12 protein-coding genes and 3 pseudogenes are annotated in these 19495 nt (G+C 38.8%); 6 read left to right on the top strand and 9 right to left on the bottom strand.

Features of this window, described 5'->3' with window-relative positions; genetic code table 11:
* Positions 1 to 637: 637 nt before the first annotated feature.
* From ACFIN0_RS08000 to ACFIN0_RS07980, 5 genes and pseudogenes are all read right to left on the bottom strand, one after another.
* Positions 638 to 5626 (bottom strand): DEAD/DEAH box helicase, encoded by a 4989-nt coding sequence (locus ACFIN0_RS08000; RefSeq protein WP_375702278.1) that lies wholly within the window; start codon positions 5624 to 5626, stop codon positions 638 to 640.
* Positions 5627 to 6290: 664 nt separating this feature from the next.
* Complete coding sequence (locus ACFIN0_RS07995; RefSeq protein WP_375702277.1) at positions 6291 to 7898, bottom strand: YfjI family protein; 1608 nt, start codon at positions 7896 to 7898, stop codon at positions 6291 to 6293.
* Complete coding sequence (locus ACFIN0_RS07990; protein WP_375702276.1) at positions 7895 to 8779, bottom strand: toprim domain-containing protein; 885 nt, start codon at positions 8777 to 8779, stop codon at positions 7895 to 7897. The genes ACFIN0_RS07995 and ACFIN0_RS07990 overlap by 4 nt, the downstream gene beginning before the upstream one ends.
* 97 nt (positions 8780 to 8876) lie before the next feature.
* A complete protein-coding gene (locus ACFIN0_RS07985) occupies positions 8877 to 9077 on the bottom strand; it encodes a helix-turn-helix transcriptional regulator (RefSeq protein ID WP_375610923.1) in 201 nt (66 codons plus the stop codon).
* Positions 9078 to 9285: 208 nt separating this feature from the next.
* A pseudogene (locus ACFIN0_RS07980) lies at positions 9286 to 10077 on the bottom strand (tyrosine-type recombinase/integrase); the annotation flags it as partial.
* 581 nt (positions 10078 to 10658) lie between these two features.
* On the opposite strand from ACFIN0_RS07980, the gene hemA reads away from it, so the two are divergent.
* Genes hemA through ACFIN0_RS07960 form a run of 4 tightly spaced genes read left to right on the top strand, consistent with a single transcriptional unit; the run spans position 10659 to position 14459 of the window.
* Positions 10659 to 11762, top strand: coding sequence for a 5-aminolevulinate synthase (gene hemA, locus ACFIN0_RS07975; RefSeq protein ID WP_375702275.1), 1104 nt, complete (start codon positions 10659 to 10661; stop codon positions 11760 to 11762).
* Positions 11755 to 12246 carry a GNAT family N-acetyltransferase gene (locus ACFIN0_RS07970; RefSeq protein ID WP_375610926.1) on the top strand — a complete coding sequence of 164 codons (492 nt, stop codon included), beginning with the start codon at positions 11755 to 11757 and terminating at the stop codon, positions 12244 to 12246. Before hemA ends, ACFIN0_RS07970 begins: the two co-directional genes overlap by 8 nt.
* A gap of 9 nt (positions 12247 to 12255) precedes the next feature.
* Positions 12256 to 13320 (top strand): Gfo/Idh/MocA family oxidoreductase, encoded by a 1065-nt coding sequence (locus tag ACFIN0_RS07965; protein WP_375610927.1) that lies wholly within the window; start codon positions 12256 to 12258, stop codon positions 13318 to 13320.
* Positions 13321 to 13322: 2 nt separating this feature from the next.
* Positions 13323 to 14459: an MFS transporter gene (locus tag ACFIN0_RS07960; protein WP_375702274.1), complete on the top strand. Its 1137-nt coding sequence runs from the start codon at positions 13323 to 13325 to the stop codon at positions 14457 to 14459.
* 678 nt (positions 14460 to 15137) lie between these two features.
* Here the strand turns inward: ACFIN0_RS07960 and ACFIN0_RS07955 are convergent.
* The 4 genes and pseudogenes from ACFIN0_RS07955 to ACFIN0_RS07940 all read right to left on the bottom strand — a co-directional run.
* Positions 15138 to 15536: pseudogene (locus tag ACFIN0_RS07955) on the bottom strand (DUF3987 domain-containing protein); the annotation flags it as partial.
* Complete coding sequence (locus tag ACFIN0_RS07950) at positions 15533 to 16417, bottom strand: toprim domain-containing protein (protein ID WP_375702273.1); 885 nt, start codon at positions 16415 to 16417, stop codon at positions 15533 to 15535. The gene ACFIN0_RS07950 and the pseudogene ACFIN0_RS07955, both read right to left, overlap by 4 nt.
* A 98-nt stretch (positions 16418 to 16515) precedes the next feature.
* On the bottom strand, positions 16516 to 16716 hold the full coding sequence (locus tag ACFIN0_RS07945) for an AlpA family transcriptional regulator (protein WP_007346825.1): 201 nt from the start codon (positions 16714 to 16716) through the stop codon (positions 16516 to 16518).
* Between the two features lie 208 nt (positions 16717 to 16924).
* On the bottom strand, positions 16925 to 18091 hold the full coding sequence (locus ACFIN0_RS07940; protein WP_375702272.1) for a tyrosine-type recombinase/integrase: 1167 nt from the start codon (positions 18089 to 18091) through the stop codon (positions 16925 to 16927).
* Positions 18092 to 18262: 171 nt separating this feature from the next.
* Here ACFIN0_RS07940 and ACFIN0_RS07935 point away from each other — a divergent pair.
* Positions 18263 to 18481 (top strand): annotated as a pseudogene (locus tag ACFIN0_RS07935) (hypothetical protein); the annotation flags it as partial.
* Position 18482: 1 nt separating this feature from the next.
* Positions 18483 to 19495, top strand: a 1013-nt coding sequence (locus tag ACFIN0_RS07930) for a hypothetical protein (protein ID WP_375702271.1), incomplete at its 3' end; no start/stop codon positions are given.

Here is a 19495-nt window from a genome sequence, read left to right as displayed (position 1 = left end):
GTTCTTTTGAATGATAACCTTATGATTTAGAGAATGATTACAACGTGCTTTATAAAAAGCATGTGATCTTTTAAAGCCTTTCAAAAGATAGCTTGTACCCCATAAGAAATGCTATCAAGATCATTAGGTTATGAGTTTTGAAGGGATTTTGAGTTTTGAGGGTTGCTGCTATTATGTAAAAAAACGATAAAAAGTAAAAACATTATATTTCAATAGGTTAATATTTTATAGACCTAAAAAAAACAACTCATATTGATAATATAACCTATAAATTCAACTAATAATATACGTTTTGAGGGGGTTTTGACGGTTTTTACACCTTCAAAACCTATAAGCAAAATGAATATACATAACTCTCTTTAAACAAAGCTTTTGATAACAATAAAGCACTCATTTTAGATTACGGTATAATCTCTTAAAGGCAATGTAAAAAAATCTAATTCTATTTAAGAGTGGGTTTCTTAAAAGTCTTAAAGCAATCCAAATAAGAGTATTTAAAAGTACAAAGCCTTATTTTTAGAATAACGCATATTAGGATTGTATCTAATCAACTTAACAAAAGAGGTATAGATTATGGTTATAAGCTCTATACCCCTTATGCGTTTATCATACCCATTATGTGAGCATGCTTTATAAGTTATTCAGTTTCTCTTAATACCAAATTTGGTAAGTTTTTTACGATTTTCATGGTTTCTAAACTTACGGTAATAACCCTTTGAAATAATTCTAGAGGGTAGGCAGGGTTGCCAATGGTCTCAACAGCATAACGATTGGCATCATTGACAATACCACTCTTTTTATCAGTCTTAACGCATTGACGCCCCATAACCCATTCAAGAGCGGGCTTGCCATTGACGATATACTCATAAGCTTCAAGAGGGATATCTGTTATGGTAATATTGCTATTATAAATAACCGTTGATTTATCCTTTTCCTTACTATCCTTAATTTTTGCGAACTTCATTTCAGTCACATAATAGAATTTTTCGGGATTAGAGATTTCTGTCTGTTTTGGATTACCCTTTTTAAAGGTCACGGGATAAGGCTCTACATCTTCATAATTCACGTGCAAGTGACCCAGTTCACGTCCTGCTGTTACAAATTTCCAAAAATCATCAGCACTTTTAACGCAAGGGATACGAGGCAATTCTTTAGAAAGGTTATCAGCATAACGAGAGCGATAATCTTCCGAATGCAAAAGACCGTAAACATAATAGAATAGATCATCTTTTGTTATGGTTTCATTAGGATAAGCTGCTTTAAAATGTGCTAGACCTTCATCAGTAATGGCATCACGCTTCTGTAAACCAGCTGTTGTGTTTGCTTCTGTAAAGTCTGTAAATAAATGGGATTGTTTTTTGTTTTTATTCTTTGAAATTGTAGTCTCTTCATAAAAATATCTTGGAAAGCATTGGCTAGCAGCCATAGCATTAACATCAGGTAAATCTTTTATCATTAGGGTAGAAAAACCATTTACTCCTATACCTGTAATTTGTATTACCTTATTTTCGACTACTTGCCCCATCGGAAATATACGAGGCATCTGGTAAGTTCTTTCATTAAAAATACGATTGTAATAGAGCCATTGCTTTGTAAAGGGACGATAAAGACTTTGAACTGAACAATTACTTTCAAATTCGGAAATTTTTCCTCTTACAAACTCTTCTTTTAGACTACTACTCCAACTGATTTTTTTAGCATCAACGTTAACAAAATTGTCTACAGCATTTTTACGTATCCTGCTATCAACATGCCCATAAGCATTATTAAAACGTTGTACTTCGCTATTATAGAACGTGATCATGTTATTCATGTTTTTCGCTAAGCATTCACGACTTGAATTGTATGTCCAAATATCACGGCATGTCAAAATACCGCGAGAATAAGTTTCAAATAGCTTTTTAACATGCCCTTTTTTAACACCTAGAGCTAGGAATGTCTTAAAACTGTCATTACGTTGATTGATCCAATCACCGTACTTGTCTGGTGTAATTATTTGCCAACCGTCTTCACGTGTAATACCACCAACACTACCAAAGTATTGAAGCCTCTCAAGTTTTTTTTCGGTGGAAAGATTATTACCAATGTCATGATAGTAAATTTTACATTCTCCAGAAACATTGGGATTTTTAATAAACAAGGTCACGGCAATACCCGTCATACTACCATTGCCGAAAATATTCTCACCTTCTTGAGCGTTATTTTTATTCATCATATTTTTACGGATATCACCTCGTAAATTAAGTACATAAATACTCGTAAATTCTTTGGCTAAAGATTTTCGTAAGCTGTCCATTGTTGGCTTGTCTATGTAACCAGAACCAGAAACAAAACCGATTACTCCAGCATTATCAATACGGTCACTCGCCCAGCGAATGGCACGAATATAACTATCATAAAGTCTATTAATATTATTTGCTCTAGATTGAACAGCATAAGTTTCACGAATACGATTATCTAGTATAGGATAAGGAGTATTTTTTGCATTATCGTTTTCATTCTTTTGTCCTACTGAATAAGGCGGGTTGCCAAAGATAACTTTAATATCCAGTTTCTTTTGATGTTCCAGATATTCACTGTTTTCTTTGAATAATTTTTGCAGAAGGCTTTTCTCTTCAAGCATGCGAAATGTATCGGTCAAACCAATATGTTTAAAAGGAATATACTCTCCTTTCATGATACTATGATAGGTCGATTCAATGTTAATCGCTGCTATGTAATAGGCAAGTAAGACAATCTCGTTGGCATGAATATCATGACGGAATTTATATTCCATATCCTCTGGTTTGATGAGCTTGGATTGTAAAAGCCGTGTAATAAAGGTCCCCGTTCCAGTGAAAGGGTCGAGAATAGAAACACCCCGTGACCCCAAGCTTTTTCCAAACTCATTACGCAACACATCATCAACAGAATGAATGATAAAATCAACAACCTCAACGGGCGTATAAACAATCCCAAGCCTATCTGTTGTCTTTTTAAATGCCTTGGAAAAGAAATCCTCGTAAAGTTTGATAATAAGATTCTGTCTTGCTTGGGGTTCGGTTATCCCAGAGGCGCGGAATTTTACACTATTATAAAACCCTTGGAGTTCTAAAGACTCTTGCTTGATATCGGTTTTATCCAACTCAGCTAAAATTCTTTCCATCGCTTGTGAGATGCTATTGTTCTGGACAAATTCATTGCCCTCAAACAAAGCTTCAAACACGGGACGCGTCACAAGATGTTGTCCTAACATCTCAAGGGCTTCCTCTTGCGTAATACTGTCGTTTAAATTGCTCTTTAATTCCTTATGAAACGCATCAAAAGCACACCGCGCTTTGCCTTTCTCATCAGAAAGAATATCTTTAAGATGATTGATATGGTTTTGAGCAATCTCAGCAACATTGTTCGCCCATATGCCCCAATAATCAGAAAGGGTTGATCTTTTAATCAGAACCGTTTTAAGGGCGCGAGGGAATGCCGCCACAAAATTGAAGCTTGTTTGTCCATTATGCATGGAAAGCGATTTACGAATTGGAGAGACATTGCTTGCGCTTGCATGCTCTGCTCTTGCAGGAAGCGGGATATCGTCAACAACCGTGGTGACATTCTCTAAATCCATATTTTGAGAAACCGTTATAATCTCTAAAATAGGGCTTACATCTTGTCCTAAATTCATCTGATTAAGCGTTTTACTAAAATTCTCATCATGAGAAAGCAGGGCATCGAGAACTTGCCAAACAACACTGTATTTTGGATTGTTCTTTAAAGCTTTTTCGGGGTCAATTCCAGCCGGCACTCCAACGGGTAAAATGATATAGCCTCTTTTCTTGCCTGGAGCGCGCCGCATCACACGTCCTACCGCCTGTATCACATCCACTTGGCTTTTACGCGGGTGTAAAAACATCACCGCATCCAAGGTAGGCACATCGACACCTTCAGACAAACAGCGTACATTGGTAAGCACACGGCAATGATTTTCCCCCACATTTTCTTCCAACCAATCCAGTTTTCTTGACCGTTCCTTGGCGCCATCCTTCCCATCAATATGATCAACTTCACAGATCAGACGGGGTGTATCGGGGTGGTTTTGATAAAGTCTATTGAAAATCCGCTTAACCCCTTTTCCTTGGAAGGTATCACGGATATTTTTAGAGGTCTTGATATCTTTACAAAAAGCCAAGGCCCGCCGCATGGGGCTCGTATCATCTCCAAGATCAGCTTTTAGATCCAGTTTGGTTAAAGCTTGATAACAGCCAACAATTTTTGTTCTATAATCTAAAGTAAGTTCATAATCTTTACTTGTGGTAGGCATCTCCATGGTTTTACTGATTTTCCCCTCATCAACCCCCAAAACAATAATCTTATAAGGGGTTAACAGTTCATTCTTGACCGCATCAGTGAAGCTATAAGTATAAAGTGCTTTTCCATAAATGGCTTCATTATCCATAGAGGCTAAAACAGCATCAACCTCATCAGCACGCCTTTTGGCATGGTTACTAAAGATACGAGGCGTTGCTGTCATGTATAGACGTTTCTTGCCTCGAATAAGACTGTTATCATGAACCTTGATAAAATCAGATTCATTGTCGTCAGTTCCTAATGATGCCCCCGTTGTTCTATGCGCCTCATCACAAATAATCAGATCAAAGGCTGCTAAACCATGATCCTTTTGCCCATCAACAATGACTTGTATTGATTGATAGGTTGCAAAAATAACACTCATCGCATGGGGAGAAGAGTTTCCTACTTTCTCTACAAGCCTAGAGGCATCTGTGGTAGCAGGGAGGGCTAAATCCGATGCCGATATTTCCCCATCATCTTCTTGGTTTTTACGACGCTTGCCGATTTGCTTATCGGAACACACGGCAAAGCAACGCAAGGGCACTTGTGCATCGGCGGTCCATTCACGAATGCTTTGTGACATCAAGGCAAGAGAAGGGACCAAAAACAATACATGCTTGCCTTGACCTGCTATCTGTTCTGCTATCTTCAAACTGGTGAAAGTCTTGCCCGTTCCACATGCCATAATGAGCTTGCCACGGTCTGCTTCTTTTAAACCTTCACAAACCGCTTTGAGCGCTTCTTTCTGATGATCTAAAAGCTTTTTCTTCGTTTGCTCATAAAGAACAATGTTGCCTGTCTTATCAAAAATACCCCAATCGATTTGACTATTTTCCATATCAAACAAATTAATCCGATAAACCGGAACCGCTTGCCCTTCAATCATGGTATTGGCATTTTCGCTTAAGTCTTTTTCGGTGCTATCAATGAGAAGACGGTATTTAAATCTCTTTTTACCAGAAATGGCGATAAAGCTTTCAATATCATCTTGGGTAATCTGATGATTGGTCTCATAAAATTGACAGCGAATAGCAACGTAATCGTCTTGATCACGAATTTTAGCTACCAAATCAATATCGGTGTCTGTATCGCTTCCTTTCCATCCCTTTTCGTCAGCGACCTCTCTATAAGTTTGAACCTTTTCGTATTCTTGGCATTGTAGAGGGTCTTGCGTCAAATAAGCAATGACAAACTTTTCAAAAGCGGCTTGCTTATCTTGCTCTGATATCGCTTGATCACGATAGGCTTGTAAGAGAGAGCGTAAAGAAACGTGTTTATTATCAGAATAAAGAGGGTGAGACATAAAGAACAGACTCCATGACAATATATTCTACAGATCGATTCTCTTTCAAAAGAATCAAAATGAAGCTTATTAAATCCATTTTGAATGAATTGAGAAAAAATGTAGAAAAATGCTAAAAAAAGCCGCTCTTTTTTTCAAAAAGGGTTTTTAAAGGTTGTTTATCCACAGCCCATGAGAGAGATCAGATCAGCAAAATAGTGAAATTTGCTGTTCGTTTCACGTATTCATCAAGACAAATGAACTATGTACATAAAAATATCAGAATGAGTATTTTGATAAGTTTTATTACGAATTTTGCTTATAGGTTTTGAAGGTGTAAAAACCGTCAAAACCCCCTCAAAACGTATATTATTAGTTGAATTTATAGGTTGTGTTATCAATATGAGTTGTTTTTTAAGATCTGTAAAATCTTAACACATTGAAATATAATGTTTTTATTTTTTATCATTTTTTTACATAATAGCAGCAACCCTCAAAACTCAAAACCCCATCAAAACCTATAGAGGTTGTGTTTTGGATATCTTTGACACAAGGTTAAAAGGACTCTTTATGTTTCTTCTTTAAAAAATGATAAAACAAAAACCCTCAAAGATACTTTGTAAACCCTTTGTTGGTACGATAAGATCTTTGAAGGTTTTAAGGATAACAAAAGATTACAATGGCTTCATTGTTTGATGCTGTTGTTTTTGATGAAAGGATGCCATTCATAGCGTATGGTAGGTCGACCGCCTTGTGAGCTATTTTCGCTTGCTATTTGACGAATATGATTGGAGCGACATAAGAGCTCTAAAGCTTGCTTAACGGCTCTATTATCTGTTAAACCGATCCAACTTCTTTGATGAATATCACGTAAAGTAAAAACATCGGGTAAACAATCACAACGCTCGACAATTAATTTTGCCCCCTCTGTTGCTAAGCTATCCGCCGCCGCATAGAGCCTTTTGACATGACTTAACAAATATTTTTCCCATCGCAAGGCTGTTTGAAGAGCATCTTTATTGATTTCAAAACGCCCCCCTTCGGTTAATTCAAAAATCAATGCAAGACTTACTATGGTTTTAGGCATTTTCAAAAGATGCGCTTGTAAGCTTTCAGAAAGGTTATTCTCTTTGGCTTCTTTAAAAATCTTTTGCATCCATTCACGAAAGACCTCTTGAGCTTCAGCAGAAAAGCGCATCACAAGAGGGTGTTCTGGTGAACCAAGGGGGTTATCATAAAGAGAACGAAATGCCCCTTCATAAGTTTCCCATGCCTCTTGATTGGGCGGTCTATCAACCCATTTCCAATCTTTTGTCTCATCGGGAAAGACAAGCATTTGAAAGCGTTGTAAGAAACCATCATTGCCTTTGCCATATAAAACATTGCGTATAAAGGGCAGAATGCGAGAGGGTTGAATGCCCCCTATAATAGAGACGGTTGCATTGGGAATAAAAATGGTTCCACGCCCAATCCGGTCATAAGTAAATTGACCATCTCCATTAAAAGCTTCCAAATAAAAGGAACGGTCTGTTTGATATTCCTTCCGTTCCATATCTGTTAAGAAACCGGATAATTCATCACGCACCATCAAGAGACCACGGGGGTTTTCTTTTAAAAGTTCCCCAAGCTTTTCAACGGTCACATCATTGACAATAAAACGAGAGACATCCTCATCACGCGCATTGTCTTTAGAGAGGGTTTCAGACAAAAGAGCATGGGCTGTTTCAAGATCTCCTTTTTTTATTGCTTTATGGGCTTGTTTTTTCTTTTCAGACTTGTCTAAAGTTTCAAGTATCTCTTCAATTTCTTGTCTCTCTTTCTGCTTTAGCCAGTCTTTATACCATTTCTTTTGAAGGCAAGTGATAGGAGTTAAAGCGGCTTGCATGGTAGGTGTTTTCATGGTTGAAGGTTGACCAATAAGAGCGCCCCAGAGATTAGGGACAATCTTCCAATCATCATGTTGTTTTGGAGCAATCCGCACACCATTGCCAATGAGAGCAGCCAAGCCACATAAAGCAGCGACAGCCACAAAATCAAGAGGCGCTTGTTGACGGTCAGCAACGTCATAAACATAGCGACTTAAAGTTAAAGGCATTTGCGCAGCATGAAAAGACTCGACGGGTAAGAGAGTATATTCAAGTGGTTTTAATTCCCCCCAACCGTTTTGTTGCAATGCTTGCTTATAAGGAATGGCTTCTAAACAAATATTATCGTTTAAAGAGCCATTATCGTTATCATTGCATGAAACATTTTGATTGTTGGTATCTACAATATTGTTTTTATTCTCTCTCATTTATTTATACCTTTTCGTATCAAAACATCATTGAAATCTAGACCGTAGGGGGCTTGCATCATAAAAACCTCAAAGCCTTGTCTATAGGCACGTGCAGCGAGGGTAAAACCTGCTTTACGCCCCGCATCATCGCCATCCATTGCAATTGTCAGACGGGCTTTTGTAGGAGGTAAATTCACATGCCTCATGCCATGGGTTGAAAGGGACGCCCATAAATTAACGGGCTCTGTTAACAACCCAGACAGTAGAGCCAGACCGGTTTCAATGCCCTCACAAATGACCAGATGTTTTGGATTGGCTTGACTTAATTGCACCCCACCACCCGTGACAGATCCCAACATAGCTTTTGCTGGTTTCTGATCTGTTTTGCAGCCATTGGCTTGTAAAAAGGTTCTATGAATGGCAAAGGAGCCAGCCCCCTTAACAAGAGCAACCAACGCGGGGAGTGTAACTCCAGAGGGGTGTGGACATTTGCTATGAAAACGTAAATCAGCAGGCAAATCACATGTGATCCCCCGCATGCGTAAATAGGTTTCTGCTAAAGTATTTTTGATTGGTTGGCTTTGTTGCCAAATTGCTTTTGCTCTCTCTGCTTTCTGTTTTACTCGTTTGAGATCAGCACAAAACTGTTTTGAGAAAGAGAGCGTGTGAGCATAAGCTTGTTTTCCAAGCAAGCCAATTCTAATAAGCGCTTGTATGATCTCTCTAAAAGAGCAGCCAGCATAACAATAGAGCAATAAACGCCCATCATTTCCATTAGAAATAGATAAACTAGGCAGCCTATCATCATGAGCAGGGCAACGGGCTGTTCCATAACGCCCATGCCAAGTACCACGCAAGGCACGTGTGATACCTTGCGCATTCTTAAAAGAACACATCATTTTTAATCCTATAACGTTGCGTCACAGGACGGATTGTGCTATCCTTAGATTGATGAGTTTGAGAAAGCCTTGTCCGTCCTTACGTGACAAGGTTTTTTTATGCCACGTCACTTTGACGTTGCTGTTTCGCTTGTTCGATTACATTCAAGAGATCCGATTGTAACCAACGGGATAAAAAACCAAATTTTAAAGGTTTTGGGAGAGAGCCATTGGTCACATGACGGCGGAATGTTGAGACACTCATATGAAGCAATTTTGCACTTTCACGGTCTGTTAAAAGAAGATCATTTTCTGTCATTCTAAAATCCTTTCATAATAAAAAATAGAACCAAATCATACCTATTTATTAAGCACATTTTGGTTTATTTTTGAAGGTATTTTATTTATAGAAAACAATATTTTATCATATAAATTCTCATGTGATAAATTATGAGTCTAATTGAGAGCGAATGAGAGAGAAGAGAGAGAAAGTTATCCACAGATCATGGGGTTATGCACCCCATATCTTAAGATTGACCGGTGACATAAGCCGCCCATTTATCCATATAGACACGGCGCTGTTCTAAATAATCAGTACGACGATAGGCACGCTCTACTTTACCGCCTACCGTATGACTTAAAATGGTTTCAGCGACCTCATAGGGGGCATCGGTTGTTTCAGCGAGCCAATTGCGTAAACTAGAGCGAAAGCCATGCGGGCAGGCTTCAAGTCCAATACGTTTCATATATTGAGCCATACACCTATGCGCGAGGGGACCGCGACCTTTAGCAGAAAAAAGGAAACCATTGCGAGACAAAGGACGTGCTTCTTTAATCACTTCTAATGCTTCTGCTGATAAAGGCACGCGAAATTCTGTTGTAGCATCACGTCTACCTTTCATATTCTCAGCAGGTATGGTCCAGATATCACCTTCAATTTGATCTTCACGAATATGACGCAAAGGATTGGTACGAACCCCTGTAAGGATAAGCAAACGTAAAGCCAGTTGTGTTATGGTTGTTGTTTGGCAGAGTGACTGATAAAAGGCAGGTACCTCCTTCCAATTCATAGCCGGAAAGTTTTTTGCTTTATGGCGTTGTTTACCTAAAAGAGCGCGTGCTTTTTCTGTTGCTTGTAAATCAACATTCAATCCTAATGCAGCCGCATGTTTGAGACAAAGATTAAGACGTATGAGTGCTTTCTCTGCTGTTGCAGCTTTTGTATGCCAAATGGGGGCAAGCGTGTTGCGTATCTCTGTTTGGGTAATCTCAGAAACGGGTAAACAGCCTAATTTAGGGAGAATGTAAAGCCGCAAAGGTGTATGACTGCTTTTTTTAAAGTACCTTACTCTTTTGTTAGCTAGTGTTCTTAACGCTAGGGTATGGGGGACGGATTATCGAGATCTGTTGTACCTAAAAAGTATTTTCATTTGTTTTCAGATGTTTATTCGTTACAACACAATAGCTAAGTACAGAGAAACCAGGATCGAAAATGCGTGCAATGCTGTGCGACAAGGGAAAATAAGGCGATAGCTGCACCGTCTGATCCGCCTCAATAAAAATAAATTAGCCATTGGCTAATCTTCTGTAAACCAATAGACGACAAATCAGCAAAAATGAGAATCTAGAAAATTAAGTAGATCCTGACCCTAAATCTCTTTTTCTTATTTACATCGTTTTATTTTAATGATACGCATGAAGTATCATGCGGGTTAGCTTAAATTTCATGGGGGATAAATTAGCATGTATAATTCTTTGTTACTTAATAAAGTCAATTTGCTAAAATTGGAAGGAAATTATAGAAAGTTTTATAATATAAATAGGATACGAGGTTCCTATCCTTTAGCCTGTATCCTATCCTTTAGCCTGTACTGGGGAAAATTTACATAAAACAGTTACGGTGTGGTGTAGTAATGATTATTTAGGGCAGGCACAAAACCCTGAAGTTCTAATGAAGATGCGTGAGGCTCTTGATAAATATGGGGCAGGTGCTGGTGGATCGCGTAACATTGGTGGGACCTATGATTTACTTTTTGCCCTCGAAGAGAGTTTGGCGGACTGGCATGGAAAAGCGAGCGCTCTTGTCTTTCCCACGGGATATAGTTCTAATGATGCGACTTTACAATGTCTTCTGCGCTTATTTAGTGATTGTGTAGTTTTTTCAGATGCACAGAATCATGCTTCTTTAATAAATGGCATCAAGGCTTCTGGAGTATCAAAAGTTATCTTTAGACATAATGATGTAAATCATCTTGCAGAAGAATTGGCCCGTTATCCAATAGAGCAACCTAAGCTGATCGTCTTTGAATCTGTATATTCAATGGGCGGTGATGTTGCTCCTATTAGGGAAATTGTAGCTTTAGCAAAAAAACATAATTGTTTTACTTTTTTGGATGAAGTTCATGCAATTGGCATGTATGGCCCCCGTGGTGCAGGGATTTCAGCAGAGCTAGGGGTAGATTCTCACATTGATATTATTCAAGGCACTTTAGCTAAGGCTGTCGGTGTGGTAGGCGGTTACATAGCAAGCAGTCGCGCAGTAATAGACGCTGTAAGATCATTTGCTTCTGGCTTTATTTTTACTACATCAATGCCCCCTGTGGTAGCTGCTGGCTGTTTAGCTAGTATAGAATATTTGAAACGATCAAATACAGAACGCATCAAATTAAAGGAAAAAACAACAATTTTACGAGATAAATTAAGAGCAGCTCAGATACGTGTTCTAGAAACTGCCTGTCTCCACATTTTACCTATTATTGTGGGCTCTACAGAAAAATGTATGCTGGCAGCTGAACTCTTATATAGCAAGTATAATATTTATCTTCAACCCATAAATTCGCCATCAGTGCCACAGGGGACTGAAAGATTTAGAGTAAATGTTACACCCAACCATACAGTAGATGATATTTTACATTTGGTTAGTGCCTTAACGAAGGTGTTTGAAGATTTGGATATTCCCTTTATGGAACCGCAATGTGCCAAAGAGAGCGCAGCAAATGTGTAGTACGTTTTATATTAAACCGGCATCCTCATTAGATATAGAGAAGTTGATTAATTTAAGAGCGTTTCTGCTTGATGATGGTTTTAGTAATTATGCTTCTTCGAACACTGAGGATTCTACGGCGTGGAAAAACAGTTATAGAATGTGGTTGCAAGTTTTGTTTGCGAATTCTTTTTCTAAAAAAATTGTATTTGGAGCCTATAATCAAGATGATCTAATCGGTTGTAGTACCGGTCTCATTGATGAGAGAGCTCCCTCTACAGGTTCTTTAAATGGATTGACAGGCTGGATTCAATCAGTAGTGGTAGAACCGACATGGCGGAGGAAAGGCGTTGGAGATAAGTTGATTGCTTTCCAGCTTAATTGGTTTCGTAATAATAGAGTCACTAAAGTTTTCTTGCAAAGCACTAATAATGCCATTTCTTTTTATAAGAAAGCTGGCTGGCAGGAAACTGGCGAAACATTGTTTTATAAACAAATTGATTAGGAGATTTGTATGCGTGCTTTGATCATTGGATTAGGTTATGCAGGGAATCGATATCTGAGAGCTTTTCAAAATGCAAGAGTGGTTGGGCTTGACGATATAAAATTAGCTTATCATTCTCGTGGAGGGCGATGCATTGATTTGCCTTATTATGCATCTTTAGAACAAGCCCTGAATGAATTTAATCCTAATGTTATAGTCCTGTCGGTAACTGATGGACATCATTATGAAATTATTAAAAAATTAAATAATTATAGAGGATTTGTCATTTGTGAAAAACCTTTAGTGGCCCACCAAGATGACCTAGATACAGTACAGCTAAGCTTAAAAAAAACAGCAGGTTTCTGCTTAGATATGGTTGAACGGTATTCAGAATGTTCCACCTTGTTAAGAAATTTTGTTAAAACTGAGAAGCTTAAGCCTTTGAGAGTAAATTTTTATTGGGGAAAAGACCGCTTATATGATCCGCGGCCAACTACTGGGATTGGAAGCGAAATTATTCATCCTTTAGATCTTATACAATGGATTTTGCGTAAGAAAATTTTGGTTTCTACTGCAGCAGGCATTACATCAGATTTTGCTGTTAATAGCAAGTCATTGCTCGATAGTGTCTTTTTAGTGGGGAATGTTTGTCACGCTACATGTACAGGTTATAGTAGTTTTGTCAATATCGTAAGGCAAAGAACAGTAGATTTTACATTTGTCAATAAAAATGAAGAGCTCATATTCGCTCATATGGTTTTTGACACACCGAATTGGGATCAGGATTATTTAAAAATTTGGCATAAAGGGCAAGATAACTCCCCGTTGGTAGAACATTGTACCAAAGTAGATATCGAAAATAGTAAATTGCATACTATTGTTAAGCTAACTAGACAGGTTGAGGATGTTTTAAATTTTTTACTGCATGGGCAGGAACCAGCTGTGAATTTTACAAGTCTTGAAGAATCTATCGAGTTACAAAAGATGTTGAATCTGATAAATGCTGAAACTCAGACGCATATGTCTCCATCTCTATTAATAGGAGATCCCCAGAAATTCATTGCCGTTAATGCAAATTTAGAGCAGTTGGGCTAAACATGTATAAGCTTATCTTTTTAGGATTGGGTATGTTGGCTTTGGGATTAGATGCCTATGTCGTGGCAGGAATTATACCTCAGATCAGCAAGACCTTTCAGATTTCGCAAGGGCAGGCTGGCCAAGCCGTTACAGTTTTTACATTTTTCTATGCAATTTCTGCGCCTCTTTTTACGACTTTGCTAGCTGGAAAATCGATTAAAAAGATCCTGTTTTCTTCTTTATGTTTTTTCTTAGTTGCGAATATAGTGAGCAGTTTAGCACCTAATTTCATGTATTTTTTTGTTTCCCGTTTATTTGCTGGCATTGGTGCAGGCTTATTTTCTCCTATGGCAATGTCGGCAGCTGTCAGCCTTGTTGGAGAAAATCAAAAGGGCCGTGCTTTAGGATTTACACTTGGGGGCATGAGTTGTGGTACCGTTCTTGGCGTTCCTTTAGGTTTGTGGTTGAGCGAACTTTATAGTTGGCATTATGTTTTCTGGCTTGTCGTTGTTGTGAGTGCAATTGCTTTGCTTGGTTTGGCACGTTATTTGCCGATGATTACTTTGGTGCCACCGCCATCGCTGCGCGCACGTTTTGCAGTTTTAGTCGATAAAAAAGTGGCGCTTACTGTTTTGATTACTTTTCTTACTGCAGTGGCAAGTTTAGGAACTTATACCTATATTACATCTATCATGGCTGTAGGCGATGCTATGACAAATATAATGCCCGCTTTATGGGTATGGGGACTTGGCGGTGTATTGGGCAGTTTTGGGGTAGGAATTTTATTGGATAAAATTCAAAAAAACTCTCTTATTCTTTTCTTTATTCTTCTGCTTTTACTCCTTTCGCTTATGAGCTTGGGTTTTGCTTCGCTTTTAGGGCAGCTTGTATTCATTCCGTTCTTTTTATGGGGGATGATGGGGTGGTCTTCTTTAGCACCACAACAACAAGTACTTGTAGAAGCACAACCTAACCATGCTAGCGCTGTGTTAGGATTAAATAGTTCGGCTAATTATATGGGCAGTGCCTGTGGTGCCTTTGCTGGCGGTTTGCTCTTAGCTTCTGGTTTCCAGCCAAATTTGTTGCCCTTTATGGCAGCAGCAGTGCTTTTCTTTGCGCTGGTTGGACTCTGTAAACGAAAACTAAGCGATAATTAAAGAAATAAAGAGAAATCTTAGAACGGTTAGTCTATGTCATTAAGCTCTTTTTTATAAAATATTAACCTTTGCAGTTCCCAATTAAGTTTGAACTGGCTGCGCTCTGCTACAAACGTTGAATAGTTTTTATTGCTTATGAGAAAGACAGCTTTCTTCAAAATCTCGCTGGAGGACTAGTATGACTTATAGATTAGCAAACCACAAATAGCTGTTTTCTATGCAAGTTAAGGCTCATAGAAGCCTTTTGAAGTACCGTGTTTTTTAGCGAGTATTCTCAAAACTAGGGCATAGGAAGCGGGATGGTCGAGCTTTGTTCACCATAAAAAGTTATTTTCGTTTTTTTCAGATGTTTATTCGTCACAACACAATGGTAAGTATAGAGAAATCAGGCTCAAAGGGTGCCAATACACAGCCATTGATTTAAAAAAATTTACTTTTGCTCAAAATAGCATAATTTCAAAAACTTAGCATTTGCAAGTTTTTTTACTCTTTACAATTGACTTGCCTTTTATAAAACGCCCTGTTTCTCTTTGTTTCTTCTCCTATATTATTCATCTTTATTTTCATATGTCATGCTGGTTCGTTTCGAACGCTTTAATATCTTTAAATCCACATTTAGAAAAAATAATATGTTTTCTGTAAGAGATTGTAACGTAGCACAGTGATGATAGGCAGGTGTTTTCTATTCGAGGATTCACCAACAATGGCACCCCAGAGATTAGGAACAATTTTCCAATTGGCATATTGTTTTGGAGCAATCCGCACGCCATTACCAATGACAGCAGCTAAAGCACATAAAGCAGAGACAGCAATAAAATCCATAGGAGCTTGTTGACGCTCTGAAACGTCATAAACATAATCCATGAATGGCATGGGGAGTTGTAATGGGTCAAAAGGCTTGACGGGTAAAAGAGCAGCCGTGATAGGCTTTATTTCCCCCCAACCATTTTGTTGCAATGCTTGTTTATAAGGAATGGCTTCTAAACAAGTATTATCGTTTAAAGAAACATTATCGTTATCATTGAATGAAACATTTTGATTGTTGGTATCTACAATATTGTTTTTATTTTCTCTCATTTATTTATACCTTTCATAATTAAAAAATCATTGAAATCTAGACCGTAGGGGGCTTGCATCATAAAGACCTCAAAGCCTTGGTTATAAGCACGCTTTGCTAGGTTAAAACCTGCTTTACGACCCGCATCATCGCCATCCATTGCAATGGTGAGACGTGCTTTTGTAGGAGATAAATTCAAACGCATCATGCCATGGGTTGAAAGAGACGCCCATAAATTAACGGGCTCTGATAACAAACCAGACAGCAGAGCCAGACCAGTTTCAATGCCCTCACAAACAACAAGATGCCGATCATTGCCTTGACTTAAATGCACAGCACCTCCCGTTACAGATCCCAACATAGCTTTTGCTGGTGACAAATTCGTTTTGCAGCCATTGTCTTTTAAAAAGGTTCTATGAATTGCAAAGGAACCAGCTCCCTTAACAAGAGCAACCAACGCGGGTAGTGTCATCCCAGATGGGTGCGGACATTTGTCATGAAAGCGTAGATCAGACGGCAATTCACATGTAATCCCCCGCGCGCATAAATAGGTCTCAGCTAAAGTATTTTTGATTGGTTGACTTTGTTGCCAAATTGCTTTTGCTCTCTCTGCTTTCTGTTTTGCTCTTTTGAGATCAGCACAAAACTGTTTTGAGAAAGAAAGCGTATGATCATAAGCTTTATGACCCAGCAAGCCAATTCTTGTGAGCGCTTGTATGATCTTTCTAAAAGAGCAACCAGCATAACAATAGAGCAATAAACGCCCATCATTTCCATTTTTAATGGATAAGCTAGGCAGCCTATCATCATGAGCAGGGCAATGGGCAAGTCCATAATGCCCATGCCAAACTCCACGCAAGGCACGCGTAATACCCTGCGCATTCTTAAAAGAATACATCATTTCTTGTCCTGTAATGTTGCGTCACAGGACGGATTTTGCTATCTTGAGGGTGTTAAGTTTGAGAAAACCTTGTCCGTCCTTACGTGACAAGGTTTTTTTTATGCCGCGTCATTTTGACGTTGCTGTTTTGCTTGCTCAATAACATTGAGAAGATCCGATTGTAACCAACGCGATAAAAAACCAAATTTTAAAGGTTTTGGTAAAGATCCATTGGTAACATGACGTCGGAAAGTTGAGACACTCATATGAAGCAATTTTGCACTTTCACGGTCAGTTAAAAGAATATCATTTTCTGTCATTCTAAAATCCTTTCATTCTCAAAAATGGAAACAAATCATAAGCATTTATTAACCATATTTTTGAATCATTGAAAAGGTATTTAGTCTATAAAAAACAGTATTTTATCATACAATTTCTTATGTGATGATTTATGAGTCTTATTGAGAGCGAATGAGAGAGAAGAGAGAGAAAGTTATCCACAGATCATGGGGTTATGCACCCCATATCTTAAGATTGACCGGTGACATAAGCCGCCCATTTATCCATATAGACACGGCGCTGTTCTAAATAATCAGTACGACGATAGGCACGCTCTACTTTACCGCCTACCGTATGACTTAAAATGGTTTCAGCGACCTCATAGGGGGCATCGGTTGTTTCAGCGAGCCAATTGCGTAAACTAGAGCGAAAGCCATGCGGGCAGGCTTCAAGTCCAATACGTTTCATATATTGAGCCATACACCTATGCGCGAGGGGACCGCGACCTGTTGCAGAAAAGAAGAAATCATTGCGTGATAAAAGGCGCGCTTGTTTTAAAATGTCTAATGCTTCAGATGATAGGGGTACACGAAACTCTTTTGTTGTATCACGCTTTCCTTTCATATTTTCAGCAGGGATAGTCCATATATCATCCTCAACTTGATCTTTATGGATATGACATAAAGGAAAAGTACGAACGCCTGTCAGAATAAGCAAACGTAAAGCCAGTTGTGTCATTGTTGTTGTTTCGCAAAGTGTTTTATAAAAAGCCGGAACCTTTCTCCAATCCATAGCTGGAAAATTTTGCGTTTTATGGCGTTGTTTGCCTAAGAGCGCGCGTGCTTTTTCTGTTGCTTGTAAATCAACATTCAAACCTAATGCAGCCGCATGTTTAAGACAAAGATTAAGACGTATCAATGCTTTCTCTGCTGTTGCAGCTTTTGTATGCCAAATAGGGGCAAGAGTATTGCGTATCTCTGTTTGAGTAATCTCTGAAACGGGTAGACAGCCTAATTTAGGGAGAATATAAAGACGTAAAGGTGAAAACCAATCACAAGCCTTACCATCATCTTTTAATTCAGCTTTCCGACTTTCAAAAGCATCTACGGCAATGTCTTTTAAATAATGAAGATTGCTTATTGCCTCACGCTTTTGTTTATTGCGTTCTTTAATGGGGTCACGCCCCTCACGTAAAACCGAACGCCACCCAGTTGCCAATTCACGGGCTTGTTTTAAAGAGACATCTCGCAACGCTCCCAAGCCCATTTCACGACGACGTCCGTGAAGGGTATACCGTAAAATCCATTGAGCACCTCCATCTTTACGCTTATGAAGTAACAAGCCAGCACCATCATTATATTTGCCAGCCCCCAATGTTGCGACAGATCTTGCATTAAGACGGTTCATAAGAGCCATTTTTTACTCCTTTCTTATATAAATTTGATCCACACATTCATCCCACTTGTTATGTGCAAATGAGTGGTTTTGATTGAAGCAATATAAACTGATTTAAAATGAGACAATCTTAGGTTATTCGGGACTCTCATTCAATATGAATAACGATAGATTATCATTATAAATCAATGCCTTGTAGAGATAGAGAGTGTTGATGAGGAGCATCCATGGTTTGTGCACGCGTTTGATTTGATTAAGGCGCGTGCAAAATACGAACTTTACAAGAATATCCTTAAAGAACCCGATTGTGCAACGGCAGCGTACAATGACTTTAACGAACAGTTGCATGAATTGCGTGCAGAGACGTCTCAACGTCATAACGTGACCAGAATAATACCAACGGATTTTTAAGATGGTTTATTTTCCAGTAGCCGATTACAGACCAGATGTTTCGGTCGTCAACGGTAGCTTTACGGATACGCTTGTGAATGTTTTACCGGCTGATGGCTGTTACATTCCGATGCCTAGTGCAATGGTTGTGTCTCATGCTTTGGAAGAAAAGCCTTTGGGGTGCATAGCGTTTAGAAGTGGCAATGGTGTTAAGATAATCGTAGGAGGCAAGCAAAAGCTTTACAGTTATGATAGTCAAACGAAGGGGTGGAAGGACATAAGTCAAAGTGGTGTGACTTATCATGCGCATGAAGATAATCAATGGTCGTTCGCTTTGTTTGGTCAAAGAATTATTGCGGTGAATAAAAATGATAAACCACAAGTTTTTAATACCCATAGTTCTGAACGATTTGAAGATTTAGGAGGCAATCCCCCGAAAGCAGGCTTGGTGAAGGTTTGGGGACCTTTTGTTTGTTTGATGCAATTGACAGATCACCCCAATCGCATTCATTGGTCAGGTTTGGAAGATGCAACCCATTGGACAGTTAAGCAGAAAGATTGCGATTTTCAAGATTTTCCAGATGGAGAATATGTTCAAGGGTCTACGGAATCGACTAATCCCCTCATTTTTATGCGTTCTGCTATTTATGCAGGAACCTTTGTTGCGGGTTCTAAGATTGTGTTTACGTTTCAAAAGATACAAGACAAGCGCGGAGCCCGTAGTGCGTCCTCTATAGCATGTCGAGGGAGTGATGCTTTTTTTGCGAGTGATGGTGGTTTTTATCAGATGAGTTTGGATGGTCAACTTTTGCCGATAGGCTTTGAGAAAGTTGATAGAACAGTTTTTAAAACCTTTGATAAGTTTGCTCTTGATGAGATGCAAGGGGTTATAGATCCCATTGATAACCGGATTTACTGGTCCTTAAAGAGAGGCAATAACGAGCAAACGACCTTTGTTTATGATTGGGGATTGCAGAAATGGTCGACGCTACAGGGAAAACCTTTCACGTTGTTTCCAGTATTTACGACAGGTTA

Source organism: Bartonella sp. AA89HNZF (assembly GCF_042196905.1).
GTDB lineage: Bacteria > Pseudomonadota > Alphaproteobacteria > Rhizobiales > Rhizobiaceae > Bartonella.
The sequence above is the reverse complement of the archived record's forward strand: the minus strand, read 5'-3'. Positions and strand labels throughout refer to the sequence as shown.

What these genes read in the sequence shown, in the direction of transcription:
- ACFIN0_RS08000 (WP_375702278.1), bottom strand. Translation starts at nt 5,626, where the DNA reads ATGTCTCACCCTCTTTATTCTGATAATAAACACGTTTCTTTACGCTCT.
- ACFIN0_RS07995 (WP_375702277.1), bottom strand. Translation starts at nt 7,898, where the DNA reads ATGAGAGAGAATAAAAACAATATTGTAGATACCAACAATCAAAATGTT.
- ACFIN0_RS07990 (WP_375702276.1), bottom strand. Translation starts at nt 8,779, where the DNA reads ATGATGTGTTCTTTTAAGAATGCGCAAGGTATCACACGTGCCTTGCGT.
- ACFIN0_RS07985 (WP_375610923.1), bottom strand. Translation starts at nt 9,077, where the DNA reads ATGACAGAAAATGATCTTCTTTTAACAGACCGTGAAAGTGCAAAATTG.
- ACFIN0_RS07970 (WP_375610926.1), top strand. Translation starts at nt 11,755, where the DNA reads ATGTGTAGTACGTTTTATATTAAACCGGCATCCTCATTAGATATAGAG.
- ACFIN0_RS07965 (WP_375610927.1), top strand. Translation starts at nt 12,256, where the DNA reads ATGCGTGCTTTGATCATTGGATTAGGTTATGCAGGGAATCGATATCTG.
- ACFIN0_RS07960 (WP_375702274.1), top strand. Translation starts at nt 13,323, where the DNA reads ATGTATAAGCTTATCTTTTTAGGATTGGGTATGTTGGCTTTGGGATTA.
- ACFIN0_RS07950 (WP_375702273.1), bottom strand. Translation starts at nt 16,417, where the DNA reads ATGATGTATTCTTTTAAGAATGCGCAGGGTATTACGCGTGCCTTGCGT.
- ACFIN0_RS07945 (WP_007346825.1), bottom strand. Translation starts at nt 16,716, where the DNA reads ATGACAGAAAATGATATTCTTTTAACTGACCGTGAAAGTGCAAAATTG.
- ACFIN0_RS07940 (WP_375702272.1), bottom strand. Translation starts at nt 18,091, where the DNA reads ATGGCTCTTATGAACCGTCTTAATGCAAGATCTGTCGCAACATTGGGG.